At 49.6% G+C, this 23,450-nt stretch carries 32 protein-coding genes and 1 pseudogene; 25 read left to right on the top strand and 8 right to left on the bottom strand.

Translation table 11 applies throughout. The features are described 5' to 3' along the window. On the bottom strand, nucleotides 1–1,098 hold the full coding sequence (gene ddlA, locus MUG06_RS13410; RefSeq protein WP_243078879.1) for a D-alanine--D-alanine ligase: 1,098 nt from the start codon (nucleotides 1,096–1,098) through the stop codon (nucleotides 1–3). Between the two features lie 1,129 nt (nucleotides 1,099–2,227). Here ddlA and MUG06_RS13415 point away from each other — a divergent pair. The 4 genes from MUG06_RS13415 to MUG06_RS13430 are packed head-to-tail and all read left to right on the top strand — an operon-like array spanning nucleotide 2,228 to nucleotide 6,005. Further along, nucleotides 2,228–3,346 carry a DNA cytosine methyltransferase gene (locus tag MUG06_RS13415; RefSeq protein WP_243078880.1) on the top strand — a complete coding sequence of 373 codons (1,119 nt, stop codon included), beginning with the start codon at nucleotides 2,228–2,230 and terminating at the stop codon, nucleotides 3,344–3,346. Continuing rightward, nucleotides 3,331–4,419 carry a DNA cytosine methyltransferase gene (locus MUG06_RS13420; RefSeq protein ID WP_243078881.1) on the top strand — a complete coding sequence of 363 codons (1,089 nt, stop codon included), beginning with the start codon at nucleotides 3,331–3,333 and terminating at the stop codon, nucleotides 4,417–4,419. The genes MUG06_RS13415 and MUG06_RS13420 overlap by 16 nt, the downstream gene beginning before the upstream one ends. Before the next feature lie 37 nt (nucleotides 4,420–4,456). Continuing rightward, nucleotides 4,457–5,572, top strand: coding sequence for a hypothetical protein (locus MUG06_RS13425; protein WP_243078882.1), 1,116 nt, complete (start codon nucleotides 4,457–4,459; stop codon nucleotides 5,570–5,572). Beyond that, nucleotides 5,562–6,005, top strand: a complete 444-nt coding sequence (locus MUG06_RS13430; RefSeq protein ID WP_243078883.1) for a hypothetical protein — start codon at nucleotides 5,562–5,564, stop codon at nucleotides 6,003–6,005. The genes MUG06_RS13425 and MUG06_RS13430 overlap by 11 nt, the downstream gene beginning before the upstream one ends. A 430-nt stretch (nucleotides 6,006–6,435) precedes the next feature. Here MUG06_RS13430 and MUG06_RS13435 read toward each other — a convergent pair whose 3' ends face one another. Beyond that, entirely contained in the window at nucleotides 6,436–7,458 is a 1,023-nt protein-coding gene (locus MUG06_RS13435) for a tyrosine-type recombinase/integrase (protein WP_243078884.1), read from the bottom strand. A gap of 8 nt (nucleotides 7,459–7,466) precedes the next feature. Further along, entirely contained in the window at nucleotides 7,467–8,078 is a 612-nt protein-coding gene (locus tag MUG06_RS13440; RefSeq protein ID WP_243078885.1) for a phage repressor protein CI, read from the bottom strand. Nucleotides 8,079–8,167: 89 nt separating this feature from the next. Between MUG06_RS13440 and MUG06_RS13445 the strand changes: the two genes are divergently transcribed. The 8 genes from MUG06_RS13445 (at nucleotide 8,168) to MUG06_RS13480 (ending at nucleotide 12,301) form a co-directional block, all read left to right on the top strand. Further along, on the top strand, nucleotides 8,168–8,404 hold the full coding sequence (locus MUG06_RS13445) for a regulator (protein WP_187493568.1): 237 nt from the start codon (nucleotides 8,168–8,170) through the stop codon (nucleotides 8,402–8,404). Between the two features lie 36 nt (nucleotides 8,405–8,440). Then, nucleotides 8,441–8,950, top strand: coding sequence for a phage regulatory CII family protein (locus tag MUG06_RS13450; RefSeq protein ID WP_243078886.1), 510 nt, complete (start codon nucleotides 8,441–8,443; stop codon nucleotides 8,948–8,950). A gap of 5 nt (nucleotides 8,951–8,955) precedes the next feature. Further along, on the top strand, nucleotides 8,956–9,147 hold the full coding sequence (locus tag MUG06_RS13455) for a phage filamentation protein Fil family protein (protein ID WP_243078887.1): 192 nt from the start codon (nucleotides 8,956–8,958) through the stop codon (nucleotides 9,145–9,147). Beyond that, nucleotides 9,111–9,452, top strand: coding sequence for a DUF5347 family protein (locus MUG06_RS13460; protein WP_243078888.1), 342 nt, complete (start codon nucleotides 9,111–9,113; stop codon nucleotides 9,450–9,452). The genes MUG06_RS13455 and MUG06_RS13460 overlap by 37 nt, the downstream gene beginning before the upstream one ends. A 68-nt stretch (nucleotides 9,453–9,520) precedes the next feature. Continuing rightward, on the top strand, nucleotides 9,521–9,748 hold the full coding sequence (locus tag MUG06_RS13465; protein WP_243078889.1) for a DUF2732 family protein: 228 nt from the start codon (nucleotides 9,521–9,523) through the stop codon (nucleotides 9,746–9,748). Continuing rightward, nucleotides 9,748–9,975 (top strand): TraR/DksA family transcriptional regulator, encoded by a 228-nt coding sequence (locus MUG06_RS13470; RefSeq protein ID WP_187493573.1) that lies wholly within the window; start codon nucleotides 9,748–9,750, stop codon nucleotides 9,973–9,975. The genes MUG06_RS13465 and MUG06_RS13470 overlap by 1 nt, the downstream gene beginning before the upstream one ends. A 25-nt stretch (nucleotides 9,976–10,000) precedes the next feature. Continuing rightward, nucleotides 10,001–12,010: a replication endonuclease gene (locus MUG06_RS13475; RefSeq protein ID WP_243078890.1), complete on the top strand. Its 2,010-nt coding sequence runs from the start codon at nucleotides 10,001–10,003 to the stop codon at nucleotides 12,008–12,010. 102 nt (nucleotides 12,011–12,112) lie between these two features. Continuing rightward, nucleotides 12,113–12,301 (top strand): hypothetical protein, encoded by a 189-nt coding sequence (locus MUG06_RS13480; protein ID WP_243078891.1) that lies wholly within the window; start codon nucleotides 12,113–12,115, stop codon nucleotides 12,299–12,301. Between the two features lie 334 nt (nucleotides 12,302–12,635). Here the strand turns inward: MUG06_RS13480 and MUG06_RS13485 are convergent. Beyond that, nucleotides 12,636–12,797 (bottom strand): annotated as a pseudogene (locus tag MUG06_RS13485) (capsid portal protein); the annotation flags it as partial. Nucleotides 12,798–12,976: 179 nt separating this feature from the next. After that, the gene (locus tag MUG06_RS13490) at nucleotides 12,977–13,162 is read right to left on the bottom strand and encodes a general stress protein (protein ID WP_243079097.1); all 186 of its coding nucleotides are present in this window, start codon (nucleotides 13,160–13,162) and stop codon (nucleotides 12,977–12,979) included. A 155-nt stretch (nucleotides 13,163–13,317) separates the two neighbouring features. Between MUG06_RS13490 and MUG06_RS13495 the strand changes: the two genes are divergently transcribed. Continuing rightward, on the top strand, nucleotides 13,318–13,479 hold the full coding sequence (locus MUG06_RS13495) for a hypothetical protein (protein ID WP_243078892.1): 162 nt from the start codon (nucleotides 13,318–13,320) through the stop codon (nucleotides 13,477–13,479). Nucleotides 13,480–13,561: 82 nt separating this feature from the next. Here the strand turns inward: MUG06_RS13495 and MUG06_RS13500 are convergent, their stop codons facing one another. Beyond that, on the bottom strand, nucleotides 13,562–14,611 hold the full coding sequence (locus MUG06_RS13500; RefSeq protein WP_243078893.1) for a phage portal protein: 1,050 nt from the start codon (nucleotides 14,609–14,611) through the stop codon (nucleotides 13,562–13,564). Then, complete coding sequence (locus MUG06_RS13505) at nucleotides 14,612–16,378, bottom strand: terminase ATPase subunit family protein (protein WP_243078894.1); 1,767 nt, start codon at nucleotides 16,376–16,378, stop codon at nucleotides 14,612–14,614. A 141-nt stretch (nucleotides 16,379–16,519) separates the two neighbouring features. On the opposite strand from MUG06_RS13505, the gene MUG06_RS13510 reads away from it, so the two are divergent. The 12 genes from MUG06_RS13510 (at nucleotide 16,520) to MUG06_RS13565 (ending at nucleotide 22,350) form a co-directional block, all read left to right on the top strand. Continuing rightward, the gene (locus tag MUG06_RS13510; RefSeq protein WP_243078895.1) at nucleotides 16,520–17,380 is read left to right on the top strand and encodes a GPO family capsid scaffolding protein; all 861 of its coding nucleotides are present in this window, start codon (nucleotides 16,520–16,522) and stop codon (nucleotides 17,378–17,380) included. A 16-nt stretch (nucleotides 17,381–17,396) separates the two neighbouring features. Further along, a complete protein-coding gene (locus MUG06_RS13515) occupies nucleotides 17,397–18,455 on the top strand; it encodes a phage major capsid protein, P2 family (protein ID WP_243078896.1) in 1,059 nt (352 codons plus the stop codon). A 3-nt stretch (nucleotides 18,456–18,458) separates the two neighbouring features. Then, nucleotides 18,459–19,109, top strand: coding sequence for a terminase endonuclease subunit (locus MUG06_RS13520; RefSeq protein ID WP_243078897.1), 651 nt, complete (start codon nucleotides 18,459–18,461; stop codon nucleotides 19,107–19,109). A gap of 100 nt (nucleotides 19,110–19,209) precedes the next feature. Further along, nucleotides 19,210–19,674, top strand: a complete 465-nt coding sequence (locus tag MUG06_RS13525) for a head completion/stabilization protein (protein ID WP_243078898.1) — start codon at nucleotides 19,210–19,212, stop codon at nucleotides 19,672–19,674. After that, nucleotides 19,674–19,877, top strand: a complete 204-nt coding sequence (locus MUG06_RS13530; protein ID WP_243078899.1) for a tail protein X — start codon at nucleotides 19,674–19,676, stop codon at nucleotides 19,875–19,877. Before MUG06_RS13525 ends, MUG06_RS13530 begins: the two co-directional genes overlap by 1 nt. A 3-nt stretch (nucleotides 19,878–19,880) precedes the next feature. Further along, the gene (locus tag MUG06_RS13535) at nucleotides 19,881–20,096 is read left to right on the top strand and encodes an HP1 family phage holin (RefSeq protein ID WP_243078900.1); all 216 of its coding nucleotides are present in this window, start codon (nucleotides 19,881–19,883) and stop codon (nucleotides 20,094–20,096) included. Next, on the top strand, nucleotides 20,077–20,586 hold the full coding sequence (locus MUG06_RS13540; RefSeq protein ID WP_243078901.1) for a lysozyme: 510 nt from the start codon (nucleotides 20,077–20,079) through the stop codon (nucleotides 20,584–20,586). Before MUG06_RS13535 ends, MUG06_RS13540 begins: the two co-directional genes overlap by 20 nt. Before the next feature lie 4 nt (nucleotides 20,587–20,590). Then, on the top strand, nucleotides 20,591–20,962 hold the full coding sequence (locus MUG06_RS13545) for a DNZ54_00345 family protein (protein ID WP_243078902.1): 372 nt from the start codon (nucleotides 20,591–20,593) through the stop codon (nucleotides 20,960–20,962). Next, the gene (lysB, locus tag MUG06_RS13550; RefSeq protein ID WP_243078903.1) at nucleotides 20,959–21,384 is read left to right on the top strand and encodes an Rz-like lysis system protein LysB; all 426 of its coding nucleotides are present in this window, start codon (nucleotides 20,959–20,961) and stop codon (nucleotides 21,382–21,384) included. Before MUG06_RS13545 ends, lysB begins: the two co-directional genes overlap by 4 nt. Continuing rightward, nucleotides 21,272–21,517 (top strand): Rz1-like lysis system protein LysC, encoded by a 246-nt coding sequence (gene lysC / locus MUG06_RS13555; protein ID WP_243078904.1) that lies wholly within the window; start codon nucleotides 21,272–21,274, stop codon nucleotides 21,515–21,517. Before lysB ends, lysC begins: the two co-directional genes overlap by 113 nt. Further along, entirely contained in the window at nucleotides 21,480–21,911 is a 432-nt protein-coding gene (locus tag MUG06_RS13560) for a phage tail protein (protein ID WP_243078905.1), read from the top strand. Before lysC ends, MUG06_RS13560 begins: the two co-directional genes overlap by 38 nt. Continuing rightward, nucleotides 21,904–22,350, top strand: a complete 447-nt coding sequence (locus tag MUG06_RS13565) for a phage virion morphogenesis protein (protein ID WP_243078906.1) — start codon at nucleotides 21,904–21,906, stop codon at nucleotides 22,348–22,350. Before MUG06_RS13560 ends, MUG06_RS13565 begins: the two co-directional genes overlap by 8 nt. A gap of 40 nt (nucleotides 22,351–22,390) precedes the next feature. On the opposite strand, the gene MUG06_RS13570 is transcribed toward MUG06_RS13565, so the two are convergent. Beyond that, complete coding sequence (locus tag MUG06_RS13570) at nucleotides 22,391–23,362, bottom strand: hypothetical protein (RefSeq protein ID WP_243078907.1); 972 nt, start codon at nucleotides 23,360–23,362, stop codon at nucleotides 22,391–22,393. Nucleotides 23,363–23,450: the final 88 nt, after the last annotated feature.

The raw sequence follows: 23,450 nt of genomic DNA on the forward strand, positions 1-23,450 counted from the left end.
TTAGCTTACGCTGTTTTTCAACTGGCTGGCTTGTTGATGGCGCTCTAGCGCCAACTCAATCAGCCGGGTGATCAAATCTTGATAGCTAACGCCCGCCGCTTGCCACAATTTTGGATACATGCTGATGTTAGTAAAGCCTGGCAATGTATTGACTTCATTAACGATTATTTCGCTATTCTTTGTTAAGAAAACATCTACGCGCGCCATGCCACAGCATTCCAATGCGCTAAAAGCGCTGATCGCGACGTCACGAATGGCATCGCTGATTTCGGGCGAGATTACCGCTGGCACAACAGTTTGTGCACCGCTCTCGCTGATATATTTGGTGTCGTAAGAATAAAACGCATCATGAACCACAACTTCGCCGCAAGGGCTGGCTTGAGGATGGTCGTTACCCAATACGGCACATTCAATTTCTCGGCCTTTAATCCCTTGTTCAATAAGAACTTTTCTGTCAAAAGAGAAGGCAAGATCCAAAGCCTCGTCGAATTCTTCGGCGCGGTTTACTTTGCTGACACCGACAGACGATCCCTGATTGGCCGGTTTAATAAAGAGGGGCAATCCAAGTTGGGCAATCATGGCTTTTACATCCAACTGCGCGCGTTGTGCTTGTGTGACGCTAATCCAGGGTGCTACCTGCAACCCCGCATCCCGCAACAGGCGCTTGGTGAAATCTTTATCCATGCTGACCGCGGAACCTAACACATCAGAACCAACAAAAGGCAACGACGCCATACGCAGTAAGCCCTGCAAAGAACCATCTTCCCCTAACGTGCCGTGTACGATGGGGAAAATGACATCAACCTGAGACAGCGGATGTGAGTTGTGGCTGATGATCAGCTGCTGCTGAGTTTGACCTGGAATCAGCGCGACGTTATCTGTTGAACGATTCAGTGCAATGCTTGCTGGGTCCTCAGCATTTAACAGAAAGTTCGACGCATCGTTAAGATGCCAGAGTCCCTGTTTATCAATGCCCAGCATCACTACGTCGAAACGCGTTTTATCAATGGCGTCGAGGATATTTTTTGCCGACTGTAACGATACTTCATGCTCAGCTGACTTCCCGCCAAACACAATGCCTACCCGCAATTTAGTCATCAATCTGTGTCCACTAAATAAAGCAAACGAACAAGATAGCATGCGGATTCGTGATGGAAACAGTCCAATGAAAGGATTCTACTGAGGCGCTTCGTCGCCGGTTTTTTCACGGTTTTCTGCAAACGGTTACACCTTCACGCCGAATTTCCAGCTCGGTTTTGAATAGCGCACAAGGTGTTTAGCTCTGATCTACGTAACGCTAATTAAGCTGTTAGATGAGTTTTTTATACTGACAAATCACTCAGTATCTATTTGGTTTGCACGCTGCTCGTTACGCAGTAGCTGAATGGAATTAGAAACTCATGATTTGAAGTTAGTCCTGAAAGGTAGGAATGGCTTAAAGGATACATTATTGATAAGCCTGGACGGCTGATAGGTTTAGAGCGCAGTTCATTAATGGTGTAGGGCACTTGCAGAAACGGTTATCAGAGCAAATGTTATTTCTTACGTCACTCAGCCTCTATTACATCACTCACTACAAAATTTGAATCGCACCCAAAGAAAAAGGAGTCAGACGATTTCTCATCTAACCCCTTGTTTTATTTGGTGGCCCCTGCTGGGTTTGAACCAGCGACCAAGCGATTATGAGTCCCAATTCGAAACGAGTGAAATCAGGAACTTACTGATTTTTAGCTTTTCTTTAGACCGAATAGTGATGAAGAGTGGCACATAGCGTTGCGCTCTGCTGCCACTTTGCTGCCACTTTATAGTAAAGCTTTTGAGATGGTAAAAAGCTAACCTTAATCAGAGTAATAAAGTGTGATAATGCAGTATAAGTCAACCCTCTAATGCTTGGTTCTGATTTGGATTTTTATAGGTTTTAAACGATTACTTTTCAAAAAATACTGCTCAATTCTGGACATTATTGGTACAAACGTTTACATAGCTGACGCATTACACTGGAAGCTAATATTGCTAATATGGCGCTATTGTCAATGTGCGATAGCAAGCCAAGAGAGCTAACCGTTACACTGGAGAATCCATTAAAAACAAGATCTTACCATTGAATGTTGATAGTTTTTAGTTTTACATCTTGGAAAAAAAAAGGATGATTTCTTGTTTTTCTTTATCGAAACTGCATGCTAAAGTAGCACCTAACTGTTTATTTATACATGTAAAATATTAAGATATGAAAAGTTACAAAATAATCGATTTATTTTCAGGCGCAGGTGGCATGAGCTCTGGATTTGAAATGGCCGGTTTCAGGGTTTCGGCATCAATCGAATTAATGCCGAAATATGCTCTAACTCACGCTTTAAATTTCCCTGATTGCCAGACTATTTCTGGGGATATAACAAATATATCTCCACTTGAGTTTGGATTAAAAACCAATATAACTCCTGGAGAACCATTAATTATAATTGGTGGTCCCCCATGTCAAACATTTTCTAATATTGGTCGCTCTAAAATTGAGTCTGTTTCTAAGGCTGATATTAAGCTTGATCCTAGGAATTATTTATTTAAAAACTATTTAGAGTATGTTTCTTACTTTAAGCCAGATGTGTTTGTTATGGAAAACGTCCCGAATTTAAAGACGCGTTATAATGGTGAGATATTCAAAAAAATATTGGAGATCTGCGAGGCGGAGGGATACAAAATTAGTTATTCAATCCTTGATGCTTCTCATTACGGCGTGCCTCAAAAGAGGAAACGACTTTTTATAGTTGGTAACCGTTTAGAGGGCGACTTTAGTTTTGCAGCTGAAACTCATAAAAATAATCCAAGAACAGTCTTTGATGCAATCAGTGACCTGCCAATTATCCATGACGGCATTAGAGCAGATGAACTACCTTACTCTAAGAGTGAATTACTGACGGAATTCCAACTTTCCATGAGAAACAGTACGGGCTTGGTTGGTAATAATATTTGTCGAATGTCGAATGTTCGGGCGAAGCAAATATTTGAATTTATGAAGCCAGGTGATAATTACATGGACCTTCCACCAGAGGTAAGGAAAATTCTTCCTTTTCAAGAAGGTAGATTTCAGGATAGGTTGAAAAGACTAGTGATGGAGCAACCATCATGGACAATATTGGCACATATAGGTATGGATGGTTATAGATATATTCATCCAAGCGAGACAAGAACTTTATCCGTCAGAGAAGCAGCAAGGATTCAAAGCTTTCCTGATCATTTTAAGTTTGTGGGCAATATGAGAGAACAATATATCCAAGTTGGAAACTCTGTACCGCCTTTGTTAGCAAAATCAATTGCAGATCAAGTGATGATTTTATGTCAAAAAAAATAACTTATGTAGATTTGTTTTCGGGATGTGGCGGCTTATCATGGGGTTTTTACAATTCTCCTGATTTTAAAGGGTTATTAGCTTCCGATGTCTGGAAAGAAGCCAAGAAAAATTATGATCTTAATCATAAAGATGTAGACTTTTATGTAAAAGACTTTTCAGATCCGAGTGATACACAGAGTATAATTAACCTAGTTAAGGATAAGTGTGACATTGTTATTGGCGGGCCTCCTTGTCAGGGATTTAGCACCCTTGGAAAAAGAGAGTTGAATTGTGAAAAAAGTATTTTAGTAGACTCTTTTTTAGATGCTGCTATAGCTATCAACCCTCGCTTCATAATAATGGAAAATGTGAAAGCTATCCGTTCAAAAAAACATCCCGACGGTGGTCATTTTATTGATGTTATTAACAATAAATTAACCCAGGCAGGATTTGCATATGAAACAATAATTCTTAACGCTTTGGATTTCGGCTTAGGACAAACAAGAGAAAGGTTCTTTTTATTTGCTTGCAAAGTCGATGAATCAGAGCTGCTAGCAGAATATTTAGATGCTATAGCGGCTCAAAAAGTGGATAGTTTTTCTACCTTGTATGAGCTTATTGGTGATCTTCCAAAAGTTGGCCCAGGTGAAGAATACGTCGATAAAAATGGCGTAATTTTCAATCATAAAGCGATGAAGCATGGTGAAAAGCTTGTCGAACGGTTTGAACATGTACCTAAAAATGGCGGATTACTCGATGTGCCAAGACATTTATTGACAGACCATTTAATTAATATGATAGATGGTAAATATGGTAGTGGTGGACATGCTAAAAATATCTATGGTCGAATGGATTGGAATGCTCCTTCGGGTACTATAGTTGCTGGAATGGATAAGATTACTGCTGGCCGTTTTTTGCATCCAGTAGAACATCGTTTATTAACACCTAGGGAATGTGCAAGAATTCAATCATTTCCCGATAGTTTTGTTTTCGAAGGAAGTTTGGTAACTCAATATTATTTGATTGGTAACGCTGTTCCTCCTGTGTTTTCTGAAGTTCTATCTAAAGCATATAAACAAGTTTTTGGTAATTAATATGAATCTTATAGCTTATTATGAAGGTGATGACTCAGTGAAAACTTGGTTTTCTTCTGTTGTCAGTGCGAATGTTATCTATAAAAAAATGCCTGTGAGAAATGACACCAATGAATATGCAGACTTGCCTGCTTATGTATCAGATATATTATATTTAGATAAGCCTGATTTAATTATATCTATGCAGCATGATGGACATGAGAAACCATTACTCTCTATAGAGTTTGCTTCATGTACTCCTCAGTATCAGCATGCTTTGCAACGATTTTCGAGAATGCTTGCCTCAATTAGTACCGGCTGTCCTAGTGTATTAATTATTCCTGCTATTAAAAGAGAAAATTCTGGCGAGAGAGTTTATAAAAGAAGTGCCGCTATTGAATATGGCGCCGTACGGTTGATGGATATATTCAAAACTTCATGCTTCATTTTGGATTGGCCCACTGATGAAAATTTTTTCTTAATGAATGAGCAAGGAACCCAATATCCAGCCATTAAAAGTGAAGGTATTAAATCTTTAGAAGAATTTATTTCAGAGTGTATTAACTCTCGCGAAGATGTAAATTATATTGAATCTCTTTCAAAGAAGAAGGTAGTTAATAGACTCACTGATTTAATACGTACGCAAGCATATAGAAATGGTGTTCCCTCCATAAGTAATCCAGCGGGAGGTAATAAAAACTCTTCAGTTAAACTCGATTTAGTGAATACAAAAGATATAATGCAGGAGATTTCAGAAAAATCTTCATTACACAAAGCGTTGTGTGATACAGCGCCTACATTCATAACCGATAGAGAGGAATCGTTAGTATTTTATCCCACACGCATAACAGCTCACGCTGGCGACCCATATGTAGGTATGATTGGTTACTATGATATTGCCTTCACAAGATTTGGGAAAAGTACTCGAGAAAGATATTATAACCTAATAGCATATGCAGAAAATGTTTCTATAAGTGAGGTAACTGATGTCATGTCTAAATATGTTGATAATATATGCCCCTTCAAAAAAGGAATAAATGAAAGGAATTCAAAGATATACAATTATCATTTAAAGAGTGGTTGCAAGGAAACAAAGTCAAAACCGGTAAGAATATATGCTGAGTTGGCGGATATAATAATATTTAAGGACGGGGTTTTATTTAATGCCGGTTAATTTTTCTGATGAGATAATTATAGCTAATTTTTTTAGAGAATACTTGCGCTGCCATGAATGGGAAATATGCCAATTGGTTTGCTCCGGCGGGCAGGCTCACATGAGTATTTCGTATACAGTTTATGATCGTAGGAAAACTGTTTTCCCAGATGTTATTGCTATCAAAAATAATACAATTTTAATTGGTGAGATTAAAGGCAGATTTAATGAAAGTGATAAACTGAAGCTTTTGGAAATCTATGTTTCTTCTTTAGCTCAGGATAGATTAAAGAAAAATATTTCGCTAAGGTTTAATTTGATAGCGGAGGAATTAGAAATTAAATATGCATTAATTCACGGGCAGTTAGATTCCATGGCTGATCCTTTCGTATACCAATATAAATTTAATGGTTTAAGCTTTGAAATATGTTTGCCTGACTCAGGAGTAAGATAAATCACCATTTAACTAACCTGTTGGTTTATGGTTATTTTTTTTATTGGATATGATTTGAAAAGGAATAGTAAATGACTTAAAGAGGAGTGCGCAAAGTATAGGGTATGATACTTTTCTGCTTTAAATTAGTTAATGTACAAAAATGTACCTTTGCTTTCTTTATATAAATTCTTGTTGATTCTGTCTGAATGCGCCCAGCCGTGTAAACTCATATTTTATAACGTCACTTTTTTAAAACTAATATTAGATGATAGATTTAAACTTAAGACTTTATATGCGTCTTTTGCTACAAACTATTTTTAAAAATTAGTTCGTGCTGTTTCAGGGTTTTATTAGGGATTATCTGCTAATTTACGAATAGATAATTATGTGGATTAAAATACATCAATATTTTCTTGTGATCATGAATTTTCAGTTTGAATTGTAATTATTATCCCCATTCCATTTTACTAAGCGGATTGAGTCGCAAGGCCTCAGCCAAATGATCCGGCGCAAAGTGTGCATACCTCATAGTCACCTTGATATCTGTGTGTCCCAGTATTCGTTGAAGTACCAAAATATTGCCACCATTCATCATAAAATGTGACGCAAAGGTATGACGTAGCACATGCGTTAGCTGTCCGGCTGGCGTTTCTATACCTGCACGCTGCATAGCCTTTCTGAACGCCGAATAGCATGGCGTGAAAAGGGGTTGCGCTTTGCGGCTAGCAGGTAGTTCTGCCAGTAATTTTTCTGTTATCGGCACCGCCCGGTTTTTCTTGCCTTTAGTTTTCACATAAATGATCTGACCCGCCCGAACTTGATTTCCCTTAAGGCCTTCCGCCTCACTCCAACGTGCGCCTGTAGCCAGGCAGATTTTGACGATTGCCGTCAAATCTTGAGAGCGGCTTTTATCGCACTCAGCCAGTAGCACACCGATTTCATCGGTGGTGAGATATGTCATTTCTGACTCACCGATTTTAAATTCCCTGATGTTCTCCAGCGGGTTCGGGGCTTTCCATTCATCAAGCCGGCGCAGCTCGTTAAACACCGCACGAAAATACGCCAATTCGAGGTTAACTGTTCGCGGAGTGACAGTCTTAACTCTCGTGGAGCGGGTAATCTTTCCGCTTAACCGCTGCTCACGGTAAGCAGAAAAAACCCTGGCGTTAAACTCAGTCGCAAGGGGATTGCCCATTGCCTCGCAGGCAAACGCCATTGTGCTTCGACGCTTTTCACCATCAGCCAGTGTGATGCCATGAGCGTTGAACCAGAGTTCAACTAAGTCGATAAGGCGCCTCTTGTCCGTCTTTTCACCCAACCAGGGTTTATCCTGCGCCTGATCTTTGATGTGCTTCTCAAAAGACAGGGCTTCGCCTTTGGTCACAAACTGGCGGCGGATGCGTTTACCATCGCGCCCGTTTGGGAAAACCTGAGCCTGCCATTTCCCATTGGCTAATTTACTTACAGCCATATCCTGCCTTACAGATATTCGGTGCGAGCAACAACCTTACCCAGCACTTTGATGTCTTCTGCCTTGCACTCAAATGAAGCTTTGCCGTTCTCAACACGGATGCGATTACCAGGTAAACGGTTCAGCTCCCTGATGCTTGCCAGTTTGTCCATTTCAATCAGCCAGAGGCCATCTGTTACCTCGCCTTCGTAGACATCCACAATAAAAACTTTTTTATCGTAATTAACTACGAAAGGTGAAGTCAGCGTCTCAGGTAACAGCTTTGAGTCATAAGTTACAGGCTCAATTGTGGTTTTAATCCCATTTGAGATATTTATTCTTTTCAAAACGGTATTGTCTACGACTTTAACGGTCTCATTCATTTCACCTTGGCCAGTGGCTAGCCATAAAAGTGAGGCTCCAGTATCTAACGAGCAAGTAAGTATCCAGTCAGCAGGGAAGTTATCCCGCATGTAGCGATTAGCCATTGTGCTTTGGGATACGCCCAAATGGTTGCACAGCGCCTGTCTGTTCTTGAATCCGTAAGCTTCCAGGATGCGTTCTATTGCAGCTTTCCCACCACTTTGGGAAGGAAAGTTAAATTTTGTGTTTATCGTCTCGTTCGGTTTTGTTGTTGACATAACCTTTTAGTGATCCTAATATCGATTTTGTGGTGTGTTGAATATCGCTAAATACAGTTAAAACTACACAAACTTAAGGATACTGCCTCATGGGAAACCGTATATCAATGCGTCCAAGCATCAATCTTGTAATCTCTGAACCCTATATCACGGTTGAAGAGTTCTGCCGCCGCACTGGTTACAAGGAGGGCACCGTGCGCCAGATGTACCGCGAGAACCGTTTGCCCATCAGGAAGAAAGAGGGCGTTAACGGTCTCATCGAGATCAACATGGTTGCATTGACGATTGAAGCAGCCGCTGGCTGTGAAATCACAATGCAGGGCTGATGGATTCCATATTGGGATTAATCGAGGTTATTCACCATGTTTGATTTTCAGGTTTCTAAACACCCACACTTTGATAACGCCTGCCGTGAGTTTGCGCTTCGTCATAACCTTACTGAAGTTGCGCAGGCCGCCGGCATGAACGTTCAAATGCTGCGGAACAAACTCAACCCCGAGCAAAAGCATCAATTGACCTGCGTTGACCTGATGCGGATCACCGACGTAACAGAAGACGCCAGCCTTTTAGATGCATTGCTTTCCCAAATGCACTGCCTGCCATCCGTGCCGGTCAACGAGCTGACCACGGAGAAGCTGGATATCTACGCATTGCGAGCAACAGCCGAAGTAGGGCAACTGGCCGCCTTTGCCGCCTCCGGTGAGAAAATGACGCCGGGACGGAGAAATGCGTTAGTGAGCAACATCAACTCCGGCGTGCGGTATCTCTCTCTGGCCGCGTTGGCAGTTCACGCGCGCATTCATAGCAATCCTGCGCTGGCATCCACTCTGGATGCAGTAGGTGGGCTTGGCGCTTCCATGGGGATCAGTTGAGGCAAATGGCTTTCTCTATCGCACCGCTTTTAAAGCGGCAAAACCAGCTACCTGCTTTCGGACATGGCTGGATCATGAGCAAAGACGGTAAACGCTGGCACCCAAGTTACTCACAGCGTGAGCTGTTAAACGAATTAACCGGAAACGGGAGCAAGAAAAAATGGCAATCGAAACTGAAAGCAACGCTGTTCAATTAAATGCAGGCCAGCGTGTTAGCGGCTTAAACCATATCGCCGCGATCCGCGCCCAGCTATGGGGCGACAATTGCGGAAATGAGTTAAAGCGTTTTCTGGCAGATATGAATGACAAGCGTGATGCGCAGTATGAGCAGAACAAAAGAGCGTTAGCGGCGATTTTCTTCCTGGCCAACATTAGCAAAGAGCGTCATGACTTGCAGTTTAATGAACTAACCGGTGCTGAAAAGAATGCGTTGATAGTGGCGATGAATCATTTCCGTGCTGTTGTGAGCTTATTTCCCAAAAGACTGACGCTGCCTAATTAAATAAACCCAAAAAATAAATGGCGTAAACCCGCCGGGCATTCTTTTGCCCAAATTTCGGAGATAGAGAAATGCGAAATATCGAAACACACCGCTTTGAAGCTGACGAGCTGGCTATGCAGAACCTGCTCACCGCGGCACGCAATGAAGAGCGCAAAGACCGTGCGCTTAAGTTTTCTGTTCGCCTTGCTGCTCTGGCAGTGCATATCCACAAAAAAGGGCTGAACGGCGTTGAAGCCGCTGAACTGCTGCGGCAGGAAGCTGAGCGCTTTGAGCATGAATCACGGGAGCTGCATTAATGGCTGATTCAATGGATCTGGTTCAGGCGCGCGTTCAGCAGGAGCTGGAGCGTAATCTGGCAAACGTCACCGGCCGGCCAATTGTGATTAGCGAATTCTTCTGCCTGGACTGTGGTGTGGATATACCTGAAGCGCGTCGCCGCGCTGTGCAAGGGGTTACCCGCTGCGTGAACTGTCAGCAGATTAGCGAACTAAAAAGCATGCATTACAAGGGCAGCGCCGTATGAGCTGCCACCATACGGATGCCGACCAGTGACAGTCAGTGCTGCCATTCCGGCTGAACACAACGGTGATTACCACGCTGCGCTAAAAACGCAGCGTGAAGTGTTTGGCGGTAAAACTCCGCATGACATCTCTTTAGCTGAGCTGCAGCTGTGGTACGTCAATCCCGACGACCACAGCTGGCGCAGCCAGTACCTTCATGACATGCCTGATTATCTGGCCGGCTATTTCAAAGATCGCTACCAGAAATTGCTGTCCGGTAATCAGGGCCGCCGGCGCGCCAATGCATTTTTACGCCAGACAATCGGCCAGAATGTATTGCCACGCCTGCAGCTGGTGAAAAGCCGCTACAAACTGCCCGAGTCAGCGGCAAATGAATTGCCCTTCATTAAACAGCTGGAACGTTTACCCACGTTAGGCCGTCAGGATGTGCGCGATCTGGCTTATAAGGTCGGCATGTTCATGTCCCAAAGCCTCGCTGATTTTACTGATGCCGTAACCCTGCCCGATGACGCCGATGAGGAAGCGATCACCCTGATGGCTTACCGCTACCTGTCCGAGCTTTCATCCCTGACTAGAACAACCCCGCCTTACTGGGCTGAATATCACGCTGGCCGCGGCTCGCTTGCGTTACGCAAAGCGCAGTCCGGCCTGCTGCGCATGATGGCGCCAGAGTGGTGGCGCGGACGCCTGAAGAAGATGCGCGATTTACAGCGTGAGCACATGGCGATTGCGGTTGGCCAGGTACAGAAAGCGGCCTCGCCTTATGTGTCACGCGGCACCATGGCGGAATGGGTTGAGCAGAAGAAACGCAATCGAGAGTTTTTCAAACGCTTTGACCTGATTAACAGTGAAGGCGATCGCATTGCGCTGGAGGATATGGTTAACCGCAGCAATGCCAATCCAGCTATTCGTCGCTGTGAACTGATGGTGCGCATGCGCGGGTTTGAAGATATCGCGCAGGAAACCGGCTGTATTGGAGAGTTTTATACGCTGACCGCGCCATCAAAATACCATGCAATTTACAGCCAGGGCGGCTTTGTCTCTCAATGGAACGGAGCGAGCCCACGCGATACGCAGCGCTATCTCTGCAAAGTCTGGTCAAAGATCCGTGCGGCGCTGTCCCGTGAAGATATTCACGTGTTTGGCTTCCGTGTGGTAGAGCCTCATCACGACGGTACCCCGCACTGGCACATGCTGTTGTTCATGATGCCGGAGCATAAACAACGCGTTCACGACATCATGGCCCGCTATGCCCGTGAAGAAGACGCACACGAAATGAATAGCGATGCCGCTCGCCGCGCCCGTTTCCATGTCGAAAGTATTGATCCCTCTAAAGGCAGCGCTACCGGCTACATCGCCAAATACATTTCCAAGAACATCGATGGTTATGCGCTCGATGGTGAGAAAGATGGCGAAACTGGCGAAAGCCTGCGTGACATGTCCAAAGCAGTTTCTGCCTGGGCATCCCGTTGGTGCATCCGTCAGTTTCAGCAAATTGGTGGTGCGCCGGTAACGGTATGGCGTGAGCTGCGCCGTATGCGTGATCAACAACTGCCAGACCCGCGCATGGACGCGGTGCTGGCTGCGGCAGATGTTGGCTGCTGGGCTTCTTATACGCAGGCGCAGGGCGGCCCGCTCGTTTCACGTGAGGATTTGGTCATCCGTCTTTGCTATGAGATCACCGAGCAGGGAAATGAGTACGCAGAAGATGTTCAGCGTGTCCAGGGCATCTACTCGCCACAGGTTTACGGATCTGAAATCCCGACGCGTCTGGTTAAGTGGGAAAAGGTTTCCAAATTAGCCGAAGCGCCAGCGGAGGCTGGTTTTTCTGGCGGCAGCGCCGCCCCTTGGAGTTCTGTCAATAACTGTACGGGGCCGCAGCGCCGACGATTAGAGCTGGAACTAAAAGCCAGAGGTTTTAATGGCGATGAACAGGAGATAGGGCTTTTACTGGATGGCCGAAGCCTTAATGCAGGTGCCAGAATGCGGCTTTTTCATAGGAACGGCAGATTACAAGAGGAGCCGATTGAATATTAGCCGTTCCAGATCAATCCCATTGAAAGATAAAAAAGAGTTTTAAATTCTATAAGTTTTTCTATACTGTATGTATAACCAGTATTTAAAGGCAGAGGAGGGAACATGCAGGACTATCTTTTGGAGTCAGTAAAACTCCAGCGTATTGATTTCTTTTTAAAACTTGTTGCTGTTAGTGACTGTAGCGATCAGGAAAAACACATGGCTATCGAGTGGGTGTCAGAGCTTACAGATGAGTTAATGGCGCGTCTGCGAAAGCATGAATACAGTCTCTCGATGAACCAAACTGAGTGATGCAGGCTTGGCTAAAAAGAATGTGCCGGTAGTGCATGACTATGCTGCATGAAATCGCATGATCTAAATAGGATCGCTCATGCTGAAGCCCGCCAGAATTGGCGGGCTTTTGCGTATGTCATGCAGGTGCATGAAAACCGCTACATAAAGCGGGCAGGCGTGGCGGGGCTACGAGCGCGCGCTCGCACGTTCAGCCACGGGGGAACGGCTTCGCTGGCGACCCGCTGAGGCGATGAAAGAGTGAAGGTGAAGCGCAGCGGCAAAAAAACAAAGCGCCCCGCAGAATGCTGCTGAGGCGCTTTGATGGGGTAAGGAAGCGTTGAAGTTTAAGCGGGCGGCTGTCGTCGGTCAGGTCAAGCGTATATGGCTCGAAGCGGATCACATCTTCACCGATCCAGTGGTTCAGTTCTTCCAGGCGCTTTTGCAGTGGCATGAGTTCGTTGCGCACAAATACCCGCCTGGCCTTTTCAACGTCACTGAAGCCGCCGGTATTGTTGGTAATACTACCGAACCTCTGCATTCACGCTTCGCAAGGCAAGCAGATATGTTCGCTTGCAATGCATGATGTGACTGTTACTCTTACTTTAAGATTCTGCTTACTAAGCAGGACCAAATAATAAATGAAATACTCATGAGGTTAGCCCACGGTTTACTGTGGGTTTTTTTATATGGCACTTAACTTTCTTTAGTAGTGCTTGGGCCCCGACGGCTTTTAGCACCGCCTTTTCGCCCGGCTTCAGCGGCACGCTCAGGATTGTTACTGAAGTTTCCACCGCTAACGAGTCCTCCCTTTTTGCCTTCAGCTGCAGCCCGCTTCGGATCAGCTGCAAAATTACCTCTACCACCACGCAAGCCAGTCATATAAATACGCTCCGTTTTGTTGAGTGAAGCATAAGCGTAGAACAATTTATTTCTCCCCGCTTACGCTTGTTTAATAACGTTAGGTAACTATCGTTCTGATAACGAGAATGTTTTATAAATAATATTGTCTTTTTCCGGTATTAGCGGGGGAGAATATGAATATGAATGCGGATGACAGTCGGCCTAACGATATGCTCACCAATTTGCAAAATGCCAGAAAGGACGATGCAGCCATCGCAGCTGAACGTCTGAAACTTGAGGAAGAAATCTGGGCATTGTTCAGAACATTTGAAGCTGAGCCGAATGAGGAAGAATAGACAGCCATCCACATAAATATCTTGCGACTGACTGGAAGCCGTGGCGGCAAATGCCGACAGCCGCAAATGCAGCTGTCGGCCATCAGGCTGTTTGATCACCGTTTAAATCATAAGGTGCAAATCGTATAACCTCTTCTCCCAGCCATGCGTTCAGTTCTTCAAGACGCTTCTGAAGAGGCATGAGTTCGTTGCGCACAAATACCCGGCTGGCCTTTTCCACGTCGCCGAACCCGCCGGTATTGTTGGGGATGATGCCCATCATCTGCGGCGGCACGCGGTGTGCGGCCATCATGTCATCCCGGCTTACGTTTTTGATGTTCAGAAACTCATCCTTTGCCGCTACCTCTGACAGCGGGATGATCTGAATCCCGTCCTTCTTTCCGTTCGGCGAGTACATAAACAGGTTGCGGAAATTGCCCGGCCCCTTTGCGCTTTTCATTGCGCTGCGGATGTTGTTCACGTCTTCCTGACTCTGCGCCGCATCAGTCATGTACATGATGAACCCGGCATGACTGCCGTTAATATAATACTTCCGGCGGAACAGGGTTGCCGACTCGTTAAGCAGCGTAGACGGGATGGCCGACAGGTATTCCGGCAGGCCGTAAACCTCCTGATTTAAGTCCGGCTCCATCAGATGAAAGATGCTGCCCTGCGTAAACTCATACGGCTGTGTCGTCAGGCCGTACTGCACGAACAAGTAGGTGTCTAAGTCCGTGCCGCGCCGGGTATACTTCGCCAGTGCTGGCTCAAGTGTCAGTACGCCGCCTAACCGGCTGGTGCGCTTCTCCAGATAGGCATTACCGAATACCAGATAGTCCTGCACAAACCGGCTGAAAGCCTGCTGGCTTAACAGCTTATGCGGAATAAACGTGCTGGTCAGAATGTTGCGCTTCACGTTAATGGGTGAGCTGTGATGCACGGCGGCGCGGAACGTGCGCGCCAGCCCGTCAAAACTTACCGGCGGCTCATACCACCTGTCCATAATCACACATTCCACATAGTCCAGCAGTTCGCGGCGGTCCAGCACCGGGATCGGGTCGCCAAAGCTGAACGCCTCAGCCGCCGAGCCGCTGCTCATCTGTTCTGGCTGCTGCACGGGCTGCGTGCGCGTGCGGTTCCTGCGTTTGCTCATCTAAAAAATCTCCATAATGTTGCCGGTATGCGCCGCTTCGCCCTGCAATGGTTCGTTGGCAAGGGCGTGCATGACCGCCCAGGCTAAATCCGCGTGGCTGGCTTCTTCGCTGCGGCTGGCTTCGTAGGTCGGGCGGTTGCCGCTGGCCGTGGTGGCGCGGCGGATTGCCATGAATGACTGCGCGATGTCGAGGTGTCCGGCATCAAACTCAATGCGCTGATGGCTAAGGATGTCGTAAGCCTTCAGCACCAGGGCATTTTTGACGTTCGGGTTGTAAACGAACTCTTTTACCGCCGGGAAAAACATTTTTACGTTCTCATATACGCCCAGCCCGACGCCGGTGGAGTCAATACCGATATAGGTGACGTTATACTGCTGCGTCAGGGTTTTAATGGCGTCGGCCTGCGCGCGGAAGTCCATGCCGCGCCACTGATGGCGCTCAAGGATGCGGAACTTCCCGCCCGGCACGGCGGGCGGTGCAATGACCACGCACCCGGCGCTGTCGCCGTTCTGCGTCCCTTTTGCCGGGTCATAGCCGATCCAGACTTCCTTCCAGCCGAACGGGCGCAGCGCCAGAGCCTCAAAGTCTTTCCAGATTTCCCAGCTGTCCACCATGCACGCCTGCAGCATGGTGAGCGGGAACACGGACGCGAGGTCGTCAACAAACTCACACATCAGCAGGTTCTGATATTCCGGCGGGCTGTACTCAAGGCGTAGCTGGTCGATGTCAAACAGGTTACAGCCGCCGCGCACCGCGTCCTCAACGGTGACAATCTGGCGAAACTGGCCGTCATCACAGAAGCGGCCCGGCGATAAAGTGCCGTGCGTCAGGTCGATGTCCACGCGGTCCGCCTTGGCGCGGCCCCGGTTGAACAGCGCGCCGGACCAGAACGGATAGGCGCTGTGCGTAAGGCTGGAAGGTGTGGAAAAGTAGGTCTGTCGCCACTTTTTATGCAGCGCCATGCCGGACGCCACCTTGCGGAGTTCCTGAAACTTCGGGATCCAGAAATATTCATCCAGGTACAGGTTGCCGTGATAGCTCTGCGCGGTGCGGGCGTTGGTGCCTAAAAAGTACAGGCACGCGCCGTTGCTGAGCGTCATCGGGTCGCCCTTCAGTTCAACATCTGCCTCTTTGGCGAACTCAATGATGTACTGCTTAAAGACGTGCGCCTGCGCCTTGCTGGCCGACAGGAAAATCTGGTTACGCCCGGTAGTCAGCGCATCAATCAGCGCCTCGCGGGCAAAGTAAAACGTGGCACCAATCTGGCGCGACTTAAGCACGTTGCGGATACGGTGCTTGTTACCCGCTTCCCACCAGTTGCGCTGATAACCGAACATCGAGCCGTGAAAAATCTCCTGCAGCTTTTCGATTTGTTCATCTGAAAACACATTTTTTTCCGGCGGCTTGCGCGGTCCGCTGTTGCGGTTCGCCACCTTCGGGTTCAGGTCCGCTTCATTCCCGCCGCTGCTGAACTTGCCAATGCGGGCGTGGCGCTCGGACTGGCGCGCCAGCAGGTCAATTTCCTTGAAGTCTTTCCCTTCCTTCGTCTCCTTCATGATGAGCTGGCAGTAACGCGCGGCGGTGGTCAGTTGCATCTGGTCCAGCGGGCCATAGTCGCCCCACCTGTCGCGCTTCTTCCAGCTGTGAACGGTTGCGGGTTTCTCTCCCAGCATTTCTGCAATGCGGGCGATGCGGTATCCCTGAAAGTACAGCAGCAAAGCCTGTCTGCGGGGATCGAGGTCGTCGGGGGCCAGTGTCGTGTTCATGCAGCCAAAATACGGCCCCGCCGGTCGCTTTTCTGCCGCCTCTGATTGTGTGGTTTACCGCACAACGTTCCCGCGTTGTTTCGATACCCCCTGCGCCGCAAACATAAGGCCTCACAGAGTTTTCCCAACGGAGCCTGACCTATGGCAGTTGCAGTTAAAGCAAAGCGCTTTCGTATCGGGGTGGAAGGTGCCACCACGGACGGGCGCGAAATCCAGCGTGAATGGCTGGTTGAAATGGCCGCTTCATACAGCCCGGAGGTTTACACCGCGCTGATTAATCTGGAGCACCTCAAATCCTATTCCTCAGAAAGCGAATTCAAACGTTATGGCCGCGTCACCGGTCTGGCTGCCGAAGAAATCACTGAGGGGCCGCTGGCGGGCAAGATGGCGCTTTATGCCGACATTGAGCCAACGCCGGAATTAGTCGCGCTGACAAAGAAGTGGCAGAAAATTTTCACCTCAATGGAAATCAGCCCGAAGTTTGCCGACACCGGCAAAGCCTACCTTATTGGCCTGGCCGCCACGGATGACCCGGCGAGCCTCGGCACGGAAATGCTGCTGTTCAGCGCGTCCGCTGAAAAGAACCCGCTGGCAAACCGTAAAAAGGACGCCACCAACCTGTTCTCTGCAGCAGAAGAAACGCTGATTGAGCTTGAAGAAGTGCCGGAAGAAAAACCGAACCTGTTCAGCCGCGTCACCGCGTTGTTCGCAAAGCAGAAGCATTCCGCCGATGCGAATTTCACCGACGTGCACAAGGCGGTGGAGCTTATTGCAACGGAACACCAGAGCTACAGCATCCGCAATGATAAAGCCGTGGGCGAGCAGGCTGAGCGCGTGAGCCAGCTGGAAGCCTCACTGCAGGAACAGCAGGCCGCGTTTGCCGAGCAACAGGCTGAATTCACCGAACTGAAAGTGCAGCTGGGCCGCGAAGACAGCCGCAAAGACTACCGCCAGCGCGCGCCGGGCGGTGATGCACCGGCTGGCACCCTGACCAACTGCTAAAGGAGCAGCAAACCCCATGAAAAAACATACCCGTTTTGCCTTTAACGCCTACCTGTCCCAGCTGGCGCGCATCTATTCCGTTGAAGTGGCGGAGCTTGCCAGCAAGTTCAGCGTGGAGCCGTCCGTGGCGCAGACCCTTGAGGACCAGATCCAGCAGTCCGCCGCGTTCCTGACGCTGGTGAACGTGATTGGCGTGACGGATCAGTCCGGCCAGCTGCTGGGCCTCGGCGTCGGCAGCACAATCGCAGGCACCACGGACACCGGCGCGAAAGACCGCGAGCCGACCGACCCGACCACGATGTCAGACATCGAATACAAATGTGAGCAGACCAACTTTGACACCGCGATCACCTACGCGAAGCTGGACCTGTGGGCGAAGTTTCAGGACTTTCAGGTGCGCATCCGCGACGCCATCGTGAAGCGTCAGGCACTGGACCGCATCATGATCGGCTTCAACGGCGTGAAGCGCGCCAAAACCTCAAGCCGTGTGGAAAACCCGCTGCTGCAAGACGTGAATAAAGGCTGGCTGCAGAAGCTGCGCGAAGATGCACCGGACAACGTGCTGGGCAGCACCACGAAAGACGGCGTGACTACCGCCGCGCCGGTGAAAGTGGGTAAAGGCGGCGTTTATGCCAACCTCGACGCGCTGGTGATGGATGCCGTTAACGAGCTGATTGACCCGATTTTCCAGGACGATGACGAGCTGGTCGTGGTGTGTGGCCGTGAGCTGCTGTCAGACAAATATTTCCCGCTGGTCAACAGCGATCAGGCCAACACCGAAAAGCTGGCCGCTGACCTGATTATCAGCCAGAAACGCATGGGCGGCCTGCAGGCGGTGCGCGCGCCGTACTTCCCGGCCAATGCCGTGCTGATCACGCGTCTGGATAACCTGTCGATTTACTGGCAGGAAGAGACCCGCCGCCGCTCGGTTATTGACAATCCGAAGCGTGACCGCATCGAAAACTTTGAATCGGTCAACGAGGCTTACGTGGTGGAGGATTACCGCTGCGCCGCTCTGGTTGAAAACATCGAAATCGGTGTGTTCACAGAAGCCGCTGCGGGCGCGGAGGCGTAATCCATGAGCCTGAGTCCCGCACGGCAGCACCGCCAGCGCGTCCAGGCTGAACAGGCCGCCCGTCCGGGCGGCAGTGTTCGCCACGCCAGCGGCTATGAGCTGATGCTGATGCAGCTTAACGAGGACCGCCGCCGCCTTAAAGGTATTCAGTCCACGGTCAAGAAGGCAGAAATCAAGGTGGAAGTGCTGCCTAAATATGCCCCGTGGGTTGACGGAGTGCTGTCCGCCGACGGCGCGCAGCAGGATGACGTGCTGATGTACGTGATGCTGTGGCGCGTTGACGCCGGTGATTTTGCCGGTGCGCTGACCATTGGCCGCCACGCCCTGAAACACGGCTGGGTCATGCCGCAGGGCTTCAGCCGCAACGTGCAGACACTGCTGGCCGAAGAGATGGCCGACGCCGCCAAAGCCGCCATTCTGGCGCAGACCCCGTTTGAACCTGACCTGCTTTTACAGACACTGGACGCCATTGGCTCACTGGACATGCCGGACCAGTCACGCGCACGCCTGCACAAGTCGCTGGGCTGGCTGCTGACTGAAGGCAGTCCCGCGTCAGCGCTGAACCACCTGAAGCACGCCCTGCAGCTGGACGAAAAATGCGGGGTGAAAAAAGACATAGAGCAGCTGGAGCGGAAAATCCGTAACGCCAGCTGATAACCGGACGTGCCCACGCGCGGGGCGGCACGGGATGGCGACAGGCAGCGCCGCATCAAAACCCCGTCCACCGCCCGACTAATTCAGGAGAAACACGGCAATGAAATTTGTAGCGCCGGAGCAGGCACCGGACACGCCGGAACTAATCGAAAACACGCCTTTCTGGCCGGACCTTAATCTGGCGGATTTCCGCAGCGTCATGCGAACGGACGGCACCGTAACCGGCCCCCGTCTGCGTCAGGTGGTGCTGACCGCCATTTCTGAGGTGAACGCGGAGCTGTTCCACTTCCGCACGCGTCAGCAGCAGCGGGGTTTTTCCTCGCTGGCCGACGTCCCGGCGGAGAAGCTGGCCGGACAAAGCCAGATTGTTCACCACTACCGCAACGCGGTGTGGTGCTGGGCGCGGGCGGTGCTGAATGAACGCTATCAGGACTATGACGCCACGGCAGCGGGCGTCAAGCGCGGGGAAGCACTGGAGGACGCCACGGGCGACCTGTGGCGGGATGCGCGCTGGGCCATCAGCCGCGTGCAGGATCTGCCGCACAGCATTGTGGAGCTTATCTGATGAAGGTGCGTGCGCAGCAGTATGACACGGTGGACGACCTGTGCTGGCGTCACTACGGGCGCACGCAGGGGCTGACGGAGCAGGTGCTGCGGGCGAATCCGGGTCTGGCTGAACACGGCCCCTTTTTACCTCACGGGCTGGACGTTGAGCTGCCGGACGTCACGCCCGCAGCGACTGCGCAGACCGTACAGCTTTGGGACTGAATCATGACAACAGAACGCATCAGCACCTTTCTCACCTACTGCATTGCGGTGGTGATGGGCTGGCTGGGGAAATGGGACTTACAGGACGTTGCGACGCTGCTGGGTATGGTGCTTGGCGTGGGCATGTTTCTTGTGAGCTGGTACTACCGGCGCAAAACGTTCCAGCTACTCGCCAGCGGACGCATCAGCCGGGGTGAATATGAATCTGCAAACCGTTAAGCGTTGTGCCGTGGGTGTGGTGCTGGCGATTGCCGCCACGCTACCCGATTTCCCGCAGCTGCATACCTCCGTTGAGGGGTTAAAGCTGATAGCGGATTACGAAGGCTGTCGCCTCAAACCCTATCAGTGCAGCGCCGGGGTCTGGACGGACGGGATCGGAAACACCCACGGCGTGGTGCCGGGAAGAAGTATCACGGAGCGGCAGGCGGCGGGAGCGTTTATTACCAACGTGCTGAAAGTGGAGGCTGCACTGGCGCGCTGCGTGGCGGTCACGATGCCGCAGCAGGTCTACGACGCGCTAGTGTCGCTGGCGTTCAACATCGGGACCGACAACGCGTGCGGCTCAACGATGGTGAAGCTGCTGAAGAAAAAGCGCTGGCTCGATGCGTGCTATCAGCTGCCGCGCTGGGTGTATGTGAAAGGGGTATTTAATCAGGGGCTGGATAACCGGCGCGGACGAGAACTGGCATGGTGCCTTAAGGGAGTATGACGTAATGAAATTATTTAAACAGTGGTGGTTGGTGGCGGTACTGTCGGTGCTGCTTACGGTCGTCAGCATTCACAGCGGCAGCTTTGCGGGCTGTCCGCTGGCCGCCCTGATGTGGGCTGAATTCTTTGCATGGGCCTTGATCAGCTTTGCCGGGCTTTACGCCTGCACCCTGACGGGCACCGATCGTCAGCGGGTATTTTCATGGGTATGCAGGCTGGCAGTTTTTGCCGGTAGCGCACGGCTTAAGTGGTATCACCGGCTTTTGATTGTCACCGTGATGTGCGCGGCGGGCTGGAAGCTGACAGCAGTGGTTTACATCGCGGCTATGGGGATCCGCGTGGTGCTTGGCCCTGAGCTGAAGCGAACAGCCGCGTGAAAAACATAATCGTGACGTGCCTGTTTTTTCTGGCGCTGGTTCTTTGGCAGTCATGGAATCTGCGCAACGCCTACCAGAAAATTCACGCACAGGAGGCCGTCATTGATTCGCAGGATAAAAGGCTGAGCCAGAAAAACAGCCAGCTTATTGCCCTGAATATCCTGACGCAGACCAACAGCCGGGAACAGACCCGGCTCTATGCGGCTGCCGAAGAAACGGATGCGCTGCTGCGAACGCGCCAGCGCCGGATTGAGGAACTGACCCGTGAAAATGAAGAGTTTCGCCGCTGGGCTGCTGCCCCTCTGCCTGATGCTGTTGTCCGGCTGCGCACAAGACCGGTCATCACCGGAGGTCAGGCTTACCGTGAGTGGCTGTCCAAAGATAACGCGCTGCCAGCTGCCGGAGTCAGCCCCGCGCAGTAACGGCGATCTGAACCGGCAGCTGGACGCCACGGAGGCCGCCTGGGCGAATTGCGCCGACAAAGTGGACACCATTGTGAACTGCCAGGAACAAGACGATGAACAAGCCGCAGTCCTTACGAAAAGCCCTGAATAAAGCCGTTGCCTATCTCCGGGACAACCCGGACCGGCTGCACCTGTTTGTGGATAACGGCTCGCTGGTTGCCACCTCTGCCGCGTCGATTTCGTGGGAGTACCGCTACACCCTGAACGTGGTGGTGACGGACTTCACCGGAGACCAGAACCTGCTGATGGCACCCATTCTTTTCTGGCTGCGTGACAACCAGCCCGATGCGCTGCAGAACGCGGCAGAACGCGAACAGCTATTTACCTTTGAGGTCGATATTCTGGGCAACGGGGTGTGTGACTTAAGCCTGAACCTGAAGCTGACGGAACGCATCGTGGCGCAGGAAGTTGACGGCGCAATGCAGGTCAGCGCCGCGCCAGAGCCAGAGCAGCCGGATGAATTCTGGACGGTGAATCGTGGCTGAACTGCAGACGGTTGAGGACTGGCTGGCAGCACTGCTGGGCCAGCTTGAGCCGGGGCAGCGCACGAAGATGCTGCGCGAAGTTGCCCGCGACGTGCGCCGCATTCAGCAGGCAAATATCACCGCGCAGCGTTCGCCGGATGGCAGTGGCTGGGAACCCCGCCGCATGACGGCCCGGACAAAGCAGGGACGCGTTAAGCGAAGAATGTTCACCAAGCTGAAAACGGCAAAGTTTCTGAAATCAAAGGCGAATACTAATGAGGCTGAAATAACGTTTACGGGCCGGGCGCAGCGCATTGCTCGCGTGCATCACTACGGCCTGCGTGACCGGATAAACAGACGCGGTGATGAAGTGAAATATGCGGCCCGTCCGTTGCTGGGCGTGAACGGGGATGTGGAAGCGAGCGTCAGGGAGGCGCTGATGCGCTGGCTTGCTGAATGAGTCAACGCATTTATTTCAACTGTCACTTACTAAGTAGAATTTAAAGTGTGATATTGACTGGGGAAGTCCAGTTTGTGCTTACATCTCCTAAAAGTGGCATCGCGATTTCGCTGATTGTCCAGCTTGGGCTAGTTATGGTCTTAAATAAATCAATGTTGGGCATGTCGATTACCGCTCCAAACTCTGAATGCCCATGCTGGGCCTTTAGCAAAATATAGATTGCTGCAATAGCGTTTATCACAGCTTTAAGTGTTGCCATTGGCATGTTTGCGCCACGATTGTGTTTAACAGAGTTATAAGCTTCGTACCAAGATAATGACTGCGTTGGTTGTTGAGAACTCCATCCATCAAATGGTTTTAAACTGCCAAGCAAAGGGAAATTGATAAGCTGCACCTCATAGCCATCAAGTTTCAAATGAGGGAGGCATTTTATATAGTCAACTGTAGAGTATGACCTCTTAATGGGGTATGAGTTTGCCTGTAAAAATTTAAGCCAAAGATATTCTACCTCAGCACACGCTAAAAAGAGTAGCTCTCGCAATTTATTGCCATAAACATTGAGATTAGCAACGTCTGGTTCAATGTAATCAAATATTTTGATTAGACCTGATGCGATACTTGAAAAGGTTCTAACCTCATTTAGTATTTCACTTTCATTTAATGGTGGAGAAGAGATAGCACCACATAATTGCGCAGCATCTCTTATACTCCTTGGGTAATACTCACCGGGCGAAGTATTTTTATGGGCATCTTCTACCGGTAAAGAATTACACTCTCCATTTATCCAGCAAAGGACATTTATCATTTTAATTATGGGGTCTGTCGATTTTATCCATGATAAATCAACATGAGGTGAATTAATTTGTTGCTGGGCGCTTGATATTTTGGAGGTGTATTTTTTGTATAGATTAAAGTGTCCGCAATTTAACAAAAGAGTACAGTTTTCCTGATCGCTTTCGATTTGAAGATAACCGAAAAATCCATTGTTTGTACGGAATACATAGCTTTCCATTAATTACTCCTTAATAAAAATATATAAAACTTATTGTGTGGTAAGCCATACAACTGAACAGATTATATCTCTCATCTTGCTTCTTGCA

Source organism: Pantoea sp. MQR6, assembly GCF_022761075.1.
GTDB classification, from domain to species: Bacteria; Pseudomonadota; Gammaproteobacteria; order Enterobacterales; family Enterobacteriaceae; genus Pantoea; species Pantoea phytostimulans.